The organism is Nonomuraea sp. SBT364, from assembly GCF_001083785.1.
Taxonomy (GTDB): Bacteria; Actinomycetota; Actinomycetes; order Streptosporangiales; family Streptosporangiaceae; genus Nonomuraea.
This window is the reverse complement of the sequence record NZ_LAVL01000225.1, coordinates 1-12257: the sequence shown is the minus strand read 5'-3', so window position 1 is coordinate 12257 and position 12257 is coordinate 1. Positions and strand designations below refer to the sequence as shown.

The window sequence follows — 12257 nt, the reverse complement described above, 5'->3', positions numbered from 1 at the left end:
GAGGGCGGGCCGGTCGGGGAGGGTGTGGGGGAGGCCGAGGGCGCCGACGCGGGCGGCGAGGCGGAGGAGGCGGCGGACCTTGTCGTCGACGGCGGCCTCCGGGACGTCGCCCGCGCGCACGGCGGCGACCAGCGCCTCTCCCCAGGGGCCCGAGGGGCCGGACATGACGAGGTCCTGGGCGGCGCGGGCCGACGGGCCGGTGGTGCGGACGGCGCCCCAGTCGGACACCACCACGCCGTCGAACCCCCACTCCTCCTTGAGCGGGTCGGCGAGCAGGGGGCTCTCCGACATGGTGGCGCCGTTCACGCCGTTGTAGGCGGACATGACGACCCAGACGCCCGCCTCGACGGCGGCCTCGAAGGGCGCCAGGTACAGCTCCCGGAGGGTCCGCTCGTCGATGCGGGCGTCGAGGGTGAGGCGTTCGGTCTCGGAGTCGTTGGCGACGTAGTGCTTGGCGGTCGCCGCGACCCCGCCGGCCTGGACGCCCCGGATGAGGGCGGCCCCGATGCGGCCCGTCAGCAGCGGGTCCTCGGAGTAGCACTCGAAGTGCCGCCCGCCGAGCGGCGAGCGGTGCAGGTTGAGCGTCGGGGCGAGCACGACGTGGACGCCCTTGCGCCGCGCCTCGGCCGCGAGCACCCCGCCGAGCTGCCCCGCCAGGTGCTCGTCCCAGGTGGCGGCGAGCGCGGTCGGGGAGGGGAGCGTGAGGGAGGTGTTCCGCTCGTCCCATCCTTCGCCGCGCACCCCGGCCGGTCCGTCGGAGGTCACCACGGCGGCGAGGCCGACGTCCGGTTCGGCGTGGGTGCGCCACACGGTCGCCCCGGTGAGCAGCCGTACCTTGCGCACCAGGTCCAGCTTCTCCACGAGGCGGTCGAGGTCGTCGATGCTCACACAGGTTCCCTTCGAGGTTGGAGAGCGCTCTCCGAGGCAGGGTCCCGGCTCCGGAGGACGCCTGTCAAGGCCGGGCCGGGGTCAGGGGAGCTCGAAGTCCTCCGTGAGGGCGGCACCCCGGTGCGGCTTGTAGAGGTCGTAGCCGCGCGGGTTGCACTGGAGCCCGCCGTTGATGCAGTGGGTCACCAGCGCGTCGAGGATCGCCGGGTCGTCCCAGGCGTTGAAGAAGTCGTAATGCCAGGTGTAGCCCCGCCCGCTGGCCAGCCGGGCCTGCGACAGGTCGCCGTCGGCGGGGAAGGCGATCTTGAATTCGAGCATGGGCACCGCCACCGGGTGGGACGCCGGGCAGTAGCCGTCGGCGGGGTAGGACATGTGGCGCTTGTGGTCGGCGCTGTCGAGGTTGACGCCGTCCCAGCAACTCGGCGCCTGGTAGCGGACGTTGACCCGGGTACCGGCCGGGCACGAGCGCGGGATGTCCCAGCTGCGCGACAGGTCGCCGCACTCGAAGCCCTCGACGGTGCCGGGGGAGTCGCGGAACTCCTCCAGCGTCGCGGTCGGGCTGCCGACGACGAACCGCAGGCCCTGGGGGAAGGGCTGGACCCGCCAGTACTCCAGGATGCCGGACTTGTAGTAGATCACCTGGTCGCCGATCGGCTCGACCAGCCGGTCCGCCTTGTAGAAGCTCGGGAACCAGTACGCCGACCGGTCGTGCGGGTTCGTGCACGAGGTGCCCCCGGCCAGGAGGGAGGCCGGCGTGCTGCGCGCGTTCGTCGTCCGGTTGCCGACGAAGGTGTGCATGTGGGAGGCGCCCGGCAGGCCGGGGTAGACGATGGGGTCGTCGGGCAGGTTCGCCGTCACCGAGCAGTTGGCCTGGAACTCGTGGTGCGTCACCTCGTCGGTGAACGTCGGCCTCGGCCTCGGGGTGCCGGTCGCCCCGCCGGTGCCGTACACCTGGAACTCCCAGAGGGAGTAGCCGTAGCCGGTGGCGCGGGTGGTGCCGTGGAGTCGGACGTAGCGGCCGGTGCCGTCGACGTCGAGGGTCTGGGTGCCGCCGGTGCCGGTGGTGGTGGTGTAGAGGTCGGTCCAGGTGGTGCCGTCGCCGGAGATCTGGAGTTCGAAGGCGGTGGCGTAGGCGGCTTCCCAGGTGAGCGTGACACGGTCGACGGTGGCGCTCGCGCCGAGGTCGACCTGGAGCCACTGCGGATCGGCGGCGGCGCTGGACCACCGGGTGGACCCGTCGCCGTCGAAGGCGGCTCCGGCGCCGTATCCACCGCCCTCGGTGGACGAGGCGGTCGCCGGGCGGCCCTGCGAGAGCGGGACGCCGGCGGCGGTGGCAGGGGGGATGACCAGGAGCACGGTCGCGGCCAGCGCCGCCAGCGCCGCGCCGATCAGCCTCGGGCGGAGTCTTCGGGAGGGTTGCATGATCTCTCCTTCGATGCGGACGACAAAGGAGAGCGCTCTCCCTGCGAGCTTGAGCCGCTCCCGTGACGTTGTCAAGGCCACCCATGTGAGCAGCGGATTTCCGGCCGGTGAAGAAATGGGCCTTGACGGCGTCCGGTGACCGGGACACCCTCGGCACGGAGAGCGCTCTCCCTGCCCGGCCCTCTGTCCCGAGGAGAGATCGTGTACCCAGCTCGCAGGTTAGGCCTGGTCATCGCCGCTCTGGCGAGCCTGGTCCTGTCCGGCCCGGCACTCGTCGGCCCGGCCGCCGCGGCCGATGTCCCGCTGTCGCAGGGCAAGCCGGCGACGGCCTCGTCGACCGAGGGCGCCGCCTACGCCGCCGGCGCCGCGGTCGACGGCGACCTGACGGGCACCAGGTGGTCCAGTTCTTTCAGTGATCCGCAGTGGCTCCAGGTCGACCTCGGTGCGAGCGCCGCCGTCGACCGTGTCACGCTCACCTGGGAAGCCGCCTACGCCACCGCCTTCGAACTCCAGATCTCCGGCGACGGCACCACCTGGACCGACCTCTACACCACCACCACCGGCACCGGCGGCACCCAGACCCTCGACGTCGACGGCACCGGCCGCTACGTCCGACTCCACGGCACCACCCGCGCCACCGGCTACGGCTACTCCCTCTGGGAGTTCCAGGTGTACGGCACCGAGAGCGGCGGCAGCCCCTGGACCGAGGTCTGGCAGGACGACTTCACCGGCCCGGCGGGCACCTCGCCCTCGTCCGCCAACTGGATCATGCGCACCGGCACCTCCTACCCGGGCGGCGCGGCGAACTGGGGCACCGGCGAGGTCGAGACCATGACCGACTCGACCGCCAACGTCTTCCTCGACGGCGACGGCCACCTGAACATCAGGGCGCTGAAGGACGGCGCGGGCCGCTGGACCTCCGGCCGGATCGAGACCCGGCGCACCGACTTCGAGCCCAGGCCCGGCGAGCTGCTGAAGTTCACCGCCCGGCTCAGACAGCCCGACGTCGAGCACGCCCTGGGCTACTGGCCGGGCTTCCGCGCGACCGGCGCCGCCTACCGGGGCAACTACACCAACTGGCCGTCGGTCGGCGAGACCGACATCATGACCGGCGTCAACGGCCGAGGCCAGCTCGCCAACACCCTGCACTGCGGCACCGCCCCCGACGGGGTGTGCAACGAGTACACCGGCCGCAGCAGCGGGTTCGCCACCTGCGACGGCTGCCGGACCGGCTATCACGAGTACACCCAGATCATCGACCGGACCAGGACCGACGAGGAGATCCGCTTCTACCTCGACGGCGAGCAGACCTGGGTCGTGCGGGAGAGCCAGGTCGGCGTCGCCGCCTGGCGGGCCGCCGTCCACCACGGCTTCTACCTGCGCCTCGACCTGGCCGTCGGCGGCTCGCTGCCGGACGCGATCGCCGGCGTCAGGACGCCCACCGCCGCCACCACGTCCGGCGGCGTGCTGAGCGTGGACCGGGTCACGGTCTCCCGGCAGGGCGGCGCCGTCCCCCCGGCGATGACCGACCCGCCCGTCCCCGCCGGCCCGAGCGTCGTCGAGGTGACCGGCAGCCGCGGCGACTGGCGGCTGACCGTCGACGGCGAGCCGTACCTGGTCAAGGGCCTGACCTACGGCCCGCCGCAGGCCGCCGCCGACGGCTACATGCGCGACCTGAAGGCGATGGGCGTCAACACGATCCGCACCTGGGGTGTCGACGACATCCACACCCCGGCGCTGCTCGACACCGCGGCCCGGCACGGCATCCGCGTCATCGTCGGGCACTGGCTGAACCAGGGCGCCGACTACGCGGGCGACACCGCGTACCGGACCAGCGTGAAGAACGAGATCGTGGCCCGGGTCAACGCCCTGAAGAACCGCCGGGGCGTGCTGATGTGGGACGTCGGCAACGAGGTCATCCTCACCATGCAGGACCACGGCCTGCCGGCCGACGAGGTCGAGCGGCGGCGCGTCGCCTACGCCCAGTTCGTCAACGAGGTCGCCGAGGCGATCCACGCCGCCGACCCGAACCACCCGGTGACCTCGACGGACGCCTACACCCACGCCTGGACGTACTACCGGGCCCACTCCCCGGCGCTCGACCTGCTCGCCGTCAACTCCTACGGCGCGATCCACACCGTGAAGGACGACTGGATCAAGGGCGGGTACGACAGGCCGTACATCGTCACCGAGGCCGGGCCGGACGGCGAGTGGGAGGTTCCCGCCGACGTCAACGGCGTCCCCGACGAGCCGACGGACCTGGAGAAGCGGGACATGTACCTCGCGAGCTGGAACGCCGTCGCGGGTCATGCCGGGGTGGCGCTCGGCGCCACCGAGTTCCACTACGGGCTGGAGAACGACTTCGGCGGCGTCTGGCTGAACACCACGACCGGAGGCTGGCGCCGGCACGGCTACCACGCGCTCAGGCAGGCGTACACCGGGCAGCGCGCGGCGAACACGTCGCCGGAGATCACCGCCATGACGGTCGGCTCGCGCACCGCCGTCCCGGCCGGCGGGACGTTCACCGTCGAGGTCGCCGCCGCCGACCCGGACGGCGACCGGGTCCGCTACAACCTGATGGTCAGCGACAAGCACGTCACCGGCAACCGCGGCTTGCGCAACGTGCGCTTCACCGAGACCGGCCCCGGCCGGTTCTCCGTGACCGCGCCCGAGGCGATGGGCGTGTGGAAGGTGTACGTGTACGCCTTCGACGGCCACGGCAACGTGGGCATCGAGCAGCGGTCGTTCCGCGTCGTGCCGCCCCCGGTGGGCGGGACGAACGTGGCGCGGGGCAGGCCGACGACCGCCTCCTCCTACCAGCAGACCGGCGACGGCGGCCCGTTCACGCCCGACCGGGCCACCGACGGCAGCTTCACCTCCCGGTGGGCCAGCGAATGGGCCGACCCGCAGTGGATCCAGGTCGACCTCGGCGCGCTGACCCCGATCGGGCACGTCCAGCTCGGCTGGGAGGGCGCCCACGCCGCGGCGTACCGGCTGCTGACCTCGGCAGACGGCGCCACCTGGAGTACCGCCTTCGCCACCACCACCGGTGACGGTGGCTTCGACGGCATCGACCTGAGCACCTCCGCCCGTTATGTCCGGCTCGACCTCACCCAGCGCGGCACGCCGTACGGCTACTCGCTGTGGGAGTTCGGCGTCTACCGACAGAATCAGGAAAAGTCATGAGAACAACAGGATCCGCGCTCGCGGCTCTGTCACTGCTGGCGGTGACGGCGGTGGCCGTCCCCGACGGGGCCGCCGCCCTCGGGTGCGCGGCCGGCAACGCCGCGCTGAACCGGCCCGCCACCGCCTCCTCCACCGAGAACGGCGGCACCGCCGCCGCCAACGCCTTCGACGGCGACCCCCGCACCCGCTGGTCCAGCGCCTTCAGCGACCCGCAGTGGATCAGGGTCGACCTCGGCGCGGTGAAGGACCTCTGCCAGGTCGACCTGAGCTGGGAGGCCGCCTACGGCAGGGACTTCACCCTCCAGGCGTCCACCGACGGCAGCACCTGGACGGAGCTGGAGAAGGTCACCGGCGCGACCGGCGGCACCGCCTCCTACGCGGTGGCCGGCTCCGGCCGCTACCTGCGCGTGCACGGCACGGCCCGCGGCACCGGATACGGATACTCACTGTGGGAGGTCGGCGTGCGCGTCCTCGACGGCGGCGGCGGGGGAGAGCTGCCGGGAGGCGGCGACCTCGGGCCGAACGTCAAGGTCTTCGACCCGTCCATGCCGGCGTCCGCGATCCAGGCGCAGATCACCGAGATCTTCAAGCAGCAGGAGGCCGCCCAGTTCGGCACCGGCCGGTACGCGCTGATGTTCAAGCCGGGCAGCTACGACGTCAACGTCGACACCGGCTTCTACACCTCGGTCCACGGCCTCGGCCGCAACCCGGACGACGTCACGGTCAAGGGCGTGAGCGTCGACGCGGGCTGGTTCAACGGCAACGCCACCCAGAACTTCTGGCGCTCCACCGAGAACCTGTCGGTCGCGCCCTACGACGGCACCAACCGGTGGGCGGTCTCCCAGGCCGCGCCGTTCCGGCGGATGCACATCAAGGGCGCGCTCAACCTGGCGCCGTCCGGGTACGGCTGGGCGTCCGGCGGCTACATCGCGGACAGCAAGATCGACGGCCAGGTCGGGCCGTACTCCCAGCAGCAGTGGTACACCCGCGACAGCTCGGTCGGCGGCTGGACCAACGGCGTGTGGAACATGACGTTCTCCGGCGTCGAGGGAGCCCCGGCCGGCGGCTTCCCCGAGCCGCCCTACACGACGCTGAACACCACCCCGATCAGCAGGGAGAAGCCGTACCTGTATCTGGAGGGCGGCGGCTACCGCGTGTTCGTGCCCGGCAAGCGGACCGGCGCGCGCGGCATCAGCTGGGCGAACGGGCCGACGCCCGGCGTGTCACTCCCGCTCACCGACTTCTACGTCGCCAGGCCGGGCGTCACCGCCGCGACCCTCAACCGGGCCCTCGACCAGGGCCTGAACCTGCTGTTCACGCCGGGCGTCTACCAGCTCGACCGGACGGTCGAGGTGGACCGGCCCGACACGGTCGTGCTGGGGCTCGGCCTGGCGACGCTGGTCCCGCAGGGCGGGGTCACGGCGATGCGGGTGGCCGACGTGGACGGGGTGAAGCTGGCCGGGTTCCTCATCGACGCCGGCCCGGTCAACTCGCCGACGCTGCTCGAGGTCGGCAGGCCAGGCGCGCACACCGACCACTCCGCCAACCCCGTCTCGCTGCAGGACGTGTTCATCAGGATCGGCGGCCAGTTCGCCGGGAAGGCCACCACGAGCCTGGTGGTGCACAGCGACGACACGATCATCGACCACACCTGGATCTGGCGCGCCGACCACGGCGACGGCGTCGGCTGGACGGTCAACACCGCCGACTACGGCTTGCGCGTGTACGGCGACGACGTGCTGGCCACGGGCCTGTTCGTGGAGCACTTCCAGAAGTACAACGTCGAGTGGCTCGGCGAGCGCGGGCGGACGATCTTCTTCCAGAACGAGCTGCCCTACGACCCGCCCAGCCAGGCCGCGTACATGAACGGGACCACCAAGGGCTGGGCCGCCTACAAGGTCGGCGACTCCGTGGACGCGCACGAGGGCTGGGGCCTGGGCAGCTACTGCGTCTTCACCACCGACGCGAGCATCCAGGTGGACCACGGCTTCGAGGTGCCGGTGAAGCCGGGCGTGCGCTTCCACAGCCTCCTGGTCGTCTCGCTCGGCGGCAAGGGCCGCTACAACCACGTCATCAACGACACCGGCGCACCCGCGTACGGGACCGAGACGATCCCGTCCAAGGTCGTCTCCTACCCCTGACGGACCGCGGGCGGTGAGCGGTGGGCGAGGCCGGCCTCGCCCACCGGCTCGTCGCGCCGCCCGCCGCGCGCGAAGAAGTCGGCGAGCGGCAGCGTCGCGGCGCCGACCGTGACGGCGTCGGGGCCGAGCCGTCCCGGCTCGATCACGACCCGCGCGGCGGGATGGCGCAGCGCGTACGCCATCGCGTGCCGCCGCACCGAGTCCATCAGGTACGGCGCGAGTTGCAGGCCGGCCCAGCCGCCGAGCAGGATGCGCTCCGGCTGGTGGAGATTGATCAGGTTGGACAGTCCGGCGCCCAGGTATTCGGCCGTCTCCTCCAGGACCGCCACCGCCACGGGGTCGGGCTCCGGAGCCCCGGCCGCGGCGAGCATGGCGGCGACCGCGGCCTCCTCGTCGAGACCGGCGGGGATCGCCGCCCCCGCCTCGCGCCAGCGCCCGCCCACCCCCCCGGCCTCGGGGAGCCGGTGCGTCACCGGCCGCGCTCCGGGGCGCGGGTGTGTCGCCCGCGCGGTTCCTCGGGGCCGGCGTCTTGCCTTCCAGCCCGGCGCGACCGCGCCCCGCCTTGCCGTCCGTCCCGGTACGCCGGGGCGCCGGCACCTTGCCCTCCGCACGCGACGCGGCGGCCTCGTCGTTCGTCCGTCCCCGCGACGGCACGTCCTCCACCGTACGGTTCCGCGCCGCGGCCCCCTTGACCTCGTCCGCCACGGCGGCGGCGCGGACGTCGGGGTCGGCGCCGGTGGCCTTGGCCAGGCGCGCGAGCCGGTCGGCCAGCAGCGCCGCCGTCGGCCGCTTGCCCGGCTCGCGGTTGAGCGCGGCCCGCACCAGCGGCAGCAGCGCCACCGGCACACCCTTGAGGTCGGCCTGCCCGTTCAGCACCGCGTACATCTGCGCCTCGGCCGTCCCCCGCCCGAACGTCGGCCGCCCGGTCGCCGCGAACGCCACCGTCGCCGCCCAGGCGTGCACGTCGGCGGGCGAGTCGACCTGCTCGTCGACGAAGATCTCCGGCGCGGTGTAACCCGGCGTGCCGAGGAAGGTGCCGGTCATCGTCAGCCGGGTCGCGTCGAGCACCTGCGCGATGCCGAAGTCGATGAGCACGGGCCCGTCGACGCCCATGAGGATGTTGCCCGGCTTGAGGTCGCGGTGCACCACCCCGGCCGCGTGGATGATCGCCAGCGCCGCCGCGATGCCCTGCGCGAGCTGCATGAGCCGCGGCAGGTCCAGCGGTCCCTCCTGGCGCACCCGGTCGAGCAGCGTCGCGCCGTCGATGTGCTCCATCACCAGGTAGGGCCTCGCGCACGCGAGATCGGCGTCGAGCACCCTCGCCACGTACGGGCTCTCGACCCGGCGCAGCGCGCGCACCTCGCGCTCCAGCCTGATGCGCTGGGAGTCGTCCTCGCTCAGGTCGTGCAGGACCTTGAGCGCGACACGCTCGCCACGGCGGGCGCTGGCGAGGTAGACCTCGCCCATGCCGCCCCGGCCAAGCCGCTCGAGGAGGGTGTATGGCCCGACCTTGCCGAGCTTGCTCACCGTCCCTCCCCGCTCGGCGCGCCCATAAGGGATACAACCCTAGCGCCGAGGCCAGTGGGAAAGCCTGCGGCGCGCCGGAGCACTCGAAGGTTTATCGCGGTGATTGCTCGGACAGCAGGCTGTCGAGCCGAGCGGTGGGCTGCTGCGCCGGGTCCCAGCGGCTCGTCCTGCGCCAGTGGACGTGTCCGTGCCTCTCCAGCCAGAGCATCAGCCGGTCGGCGCCGAACAGCACGGCGGCGGCGGAGCCCAGGGCGATGACGATCTCCATGAGCCCGAGTCAACGCGGCGCGCGCGGCCCCTCAGCCGCCGACACACCGCCCGCTACCGGATCCGGTCAGCATCCTGGCTCGGGGATTACCGTGCCCTCGGCCGTGCGCAACTGGCCTTCGCCCGTGTAGACCCACTTGGTGGAGGTGAGCTCGGGCAGCCCCATCGGCCCGCGCGCGTGCAGCTTCTGGGTGGAGATGCCGATCTCCGCGCCGAACCCGAACTCGCCGCCGTCGGTGAACCGGGTGGAGGCGTTGACGGCGACGGCGGCCGAGTCGACCCGCGACACGAACCGGCGGGCCGCCGCCTGCGAACGGGTGACGATGGCGTCGGTGTGCCCGGAGCCGTAACGCCTGATGTGCGCCACGGCCTCGTCCAGCGAGCCGACGACGGCCGCGGCGATGTCGAGCGAGAGGTATTCGGCGTAGAAGTCGTCCTCCGTCGCGGGCACCACGTCGCCGTAACCGGCGATCCGCTCGTCGCCGTGCACGGTCACGCCGGCGGCCCGGAGCGCGCCGAGCGCCTTCGGCACGAACGCGTCGGCCACGTCCGCGTGCACCAGGAACGTCTCGGCCGCGTTGCACACCGAGGGCCGCTGCGCCTTGGCGTTGACCAGGATCTGCACCGCCAGATCGACGTCAGCCTCGGCGTCGACGTAGACGTGGCAGTTGCCGACCCCGGTCTCGATCACCGGCACCGTCGACTCCTCCACCACCGAGTTGATCAGCGACGCGCCGCCGCGCGGGATCAGCACGTCGACCAGCCCGCGGGCGCGCATCAGCTCCTTGACCGAGTCGCGCGTCTGGCCAGGCACGAGCTGCACCGCGCCCGCCGGCACGTCGGTGCCGGCCAGCGCCTCCTGCATGACCCTGACCAGCGCCGTGTTGGAGGAGTAGGCGCTGGAGGAGCCGCGCAGCAGCACCGCGTTGCCGCTCTTGAGGCAGAGCGCGGCGGCGTCGACGGTGACGTTGGGGCGGCCCTCGTAGATGATGCCGATGACGCCGAGCGGCACCCGGAGCTGGCGCAGCTCCAGCCCGTTGGGCAGGGTCGAGCCGCGCACCACCTCGCCCACCGGGTCGGGCAGGTCGGCCACCTGCTGTACGGCCTCGGCGATGGCCCCGATGCGGGCCTCGTCGAGCCGCAGCCGGTCGATCATGGCCTCGGAGGTGCCCTGCGACCTGGCCTGCTCGACGTCGGCGGCGTTGGCCTCGACCAGCTCGGCGGCGTGCGCCACCAGGGCGTCGGCGACGGCACGCAGCGCCCGGTCCTTGGGCGCCCGCGGCAGCGGGGCCAGCTCGGCGGCGGCCTCACGTGCCGCGCGGGCAACCTTCAGGAACTCTTCGGACATCGCGTGCTCCTCGATAGGGCTCAGCTGTGGGACTCCAGTATGACGATGTCGTCGCGGTGGATCAGCTCGCGTTCATATTCCGGACCGAGCTCGGTGGCCAGGTCGCGGGTCGAGCGGCCGAGCAGCCCGGGGATCTCGCCCGCGTCGAAGTTGACCAGCCCGCGCGCCACCACCAGGCCGCGCGGCGCGCAGAGGTCGACCGGGTCACCGGCGGCGAACTCACCCTCGACCGAGGTGACGCCCGCCGGGAGCAGCGACTTGCGCCGCGACACGACGGCCTCGACCGCGCCGTCGTCGAGGTGCAGCCGGCCCCGCCCGGTGGTGGCGTGGGCCAGCCACAGCAGCCGGGTGCCGGGATGCCGGCCGCCCGGGTGGAAGTAGGTGCCGACGTCGGCTCCGGCCAGCGCGTTGGCGGCGTGCGCGGCGGCGGTCAGCACCACCGGCACTCCCGCGCCGGTGGCGATCCGGGCCGCCTGCACCTTGGTGACCATGCCCCCCGTGCCGACCGCGCCGCCGCTCTTGCCCAGCTCCACGCCCGTCAGGTCGTCGGGGCCGTGGATCTCCGCCAGCCTCCGCGACCCGCTGCGGCTGGGCGGACCGTCGTACAGGGCGTCGACGTCGGAGAGCAGGACGAGCGCGTCCGCGCGGGTGAGGTGGGTGACCAGGGCGGCCAGCCGGTCGTTGTCGCCGAAGCGGATCTCGTCGGTGGCGACGGTGTCGTTCTCGTTGACGATCGGCACGATGCCGAGCTCCAGCAGCCGGTCGAGCGTGCGGCGGGCGTTGGCGTGGTGGGCGCGGCGCATCATGTCGTCGGCGGTCAGCAGCACCTGGCCGACGCGCAGCCCGTAGCGGGCGAAGGACGAGGTGTAGCGGGCCACCAGCACGCCCTGGCCAACGGATGCGGCGGCCTGCTGCGTGGCGAGGTCGCGCGGTCGCGCCGCCAGCCCGAGCGGGCCCAGCCCGGCCGCGATGGCGCCGGACGACACCAGCACGATCTGCGTCCCGGCGCCGCGCCGCGCGGCCAGCACGTCGACGAGCGCGTCGACCCGGTCCACGTCGATCATGCCCTGGGAGGTGGTGAGCGACGACGAGCCGACCTTGACGACGACCCGCGACGCGGAGCTGATCCGTTCCCGCACGCTCAAACCCTATCCGAGCCCTCGCCCTCCCCCTCCCGACCGCCCAGCCCTGTGGATAACCCGACCGGCTTGGCGCCGATCTCGTCATCCATCGAAGACCCAGGCACCACCCCTTCGGCGATGGCCCGCCGGGAGAGAGCTGACGCCCAGGAAAATTGCCCGGCCACCACCTGACCGCCCCAGGTCACCACCTGACCGCCCCAGACCACCCCTCGGAGAGAGCTGACGCCCCCGGTGACCGGGCCGCCACCCACGGCGTAGCCGCCCCGGAAGCGAAACCGGCCGCCGCTCCCGCCCTACGCGCCCGAAAGAGAAACCAGCCGCCGCTCCCGCCCTACC

General features: G+C 72.9%; 8 protein-coding genes and 1 pseudogene. 2 read left to right on the top strand and 7 right to left on the bottom strand.

Annotated features, from left to right (window positions below):
* The coding region (locus tag ADY59_RS43740; RefSeq protein WP_049576133.1) for a glycoside hydrolase family 3 protein at positions 1-888 on the bottom strand (888 nt) is incomplete at its 3' end.
* A gap of 81 nt (positions 889-969) precedes the next feature.
* Complete coding sequence (locus tag ADY59_RS43735) at positions 970-2310, bottom strand: DUF1996 domain-containing protein (RefSeq protein WP_049576131.1); 1341 nt, start codon at positions 2308-2310, stop codon at positions 970-972.
* Positions 2311-2511: 201 nt separating this feature from the next.
* Here ADY59_RS43735 and ADY59_RS50790 point away from each other — a divergent pair, with 201 nt between their 5' ends.
* Together ADY59_RS50790 and ADY59_RS43725 are read left to right on the top strand one after the other, a co-directional pair.
* Positions 2512-5496 carry a discoidin domain-containing protein gene (locus tag ADY59_RS50790; protein WP_053175733.1) on the top strand — a complete coding sequence of 995 codons (2985 nt, stop codon included), beginning with the start codon at positions 2512-2514 and terminating at the stop codon, positions 5494-5496.
* The gene (locus ADY59_RS43725; RefSeq protein ID WP_049576128.1) at positions 5493-7637 is read left to right on the top strand and encodes a discoidin domain-containing protein; all 2145 of its coding nucleotides are present in this window, start codon (positions 5493-5495) and stop codon (positions 7635-7637) included. The genes ADY59_RS50790 and ADY59_RS43725 overlap by 4 nt, the downstream gene beginning before the upstream one ends.
* On the opposite strand, the gene ADY59_RS53060 is transcribed toward ADY59_RS43725, so the two are convergent.
* From ADY59_RS53060 to proB, 5 genes and pseudogenes are all read right to left on the bottom strand, one after another.
* Positions 7628-8110 (bottom strand): ROK family protein, encoded by a 483-nt coding sequence (locus ADY59_RS53060; protein WP_231619179.1) that lies wholly within the window; start codon positions 8108-8110, stop codon positions 7628-7630. The two genes, ADY59_RS43725 and ADY59_RS53060, sit on opposite strands and share 10 nt — an antisense overlap.
* A gap of 349 nt (positions 8111-8459) precedes the next feature.
* Positions 8460-9104 (bottom strand): annotated as a pseudogene (locus ADY59_RS53055) (serine/threonine-protein kinase); the annotation flags it as partial.
* Positions 9105-9255: 151 nt separating this feature from the next.
* Positions 9256-9432, bottom strand: coding sequence for a hypothetical protein (locus ADY59_RS52045; protein WP_197094135.1), 177 nt, complete (start codon positions 9430-9432; stop codon positions 9256-9258).
* 66 nt (positions 9433-9498) lie between these two features.
* Positions 9499-10779, bottom strand: coding sequence for a glutamate-5-semialdehyde dehydrogenase (locus ADY59_RS43705; RefSeq protein ID WP_049576119.1), 1281 nt, complete (start codon positions 10777-10779; stop codon positions 9499-9501).
* 20 nt (positions 10780-10799) lie between these two features.
* The gene (gene proB / locus ADY59_RS43700; protein ID WP_197094134.1) at positions 10800-11918 is read right to left on the bottom strand and encodes a glutamate 5-kinase; all 1119 of its coding nucleotides are present in this window, start codon (positions 11916-11918) and stop codon (positions 10800-10802) included.
* Positions 11919-12257 lie beyond the last annotated feature (339 nt).

What these genes read in the sequence shown, in the direction of transcription:
- ADY59_RS52045 (WP_197094135.1), bottom strand. Translation starts at nt 9,432, where the DNA reads ATGGAGATCGTCATCGCCCTGGGCTCCGCCGCCGCCGTGCTGTTCGGC.
- ADY59_RS43705 (WP_049576119.1), bottom strand. Translation starts at nt 10,779, where the DNA reads ATGTCCGAAGAGTTCCTGAAGGTTGCCCGCGCGGCACGTGAGGCCGCC.
- ADY59_RS43725 (WP_049576128.1), top strand. Translation starts at nt 5,493, where the DNA reads ATGAGAACAACAGGATCCGCGCTCGCGGCTCTGTCACTGCTGGCGGTG.
- ADY59_RS43735 (WP_049576131.1), bottom strand. Translation starts at nt 2,310, where the DNA reads ATGCAACCCTCCCGAAGACTCCGCCCGAGGCTGATCGGCGCGGCGCTG.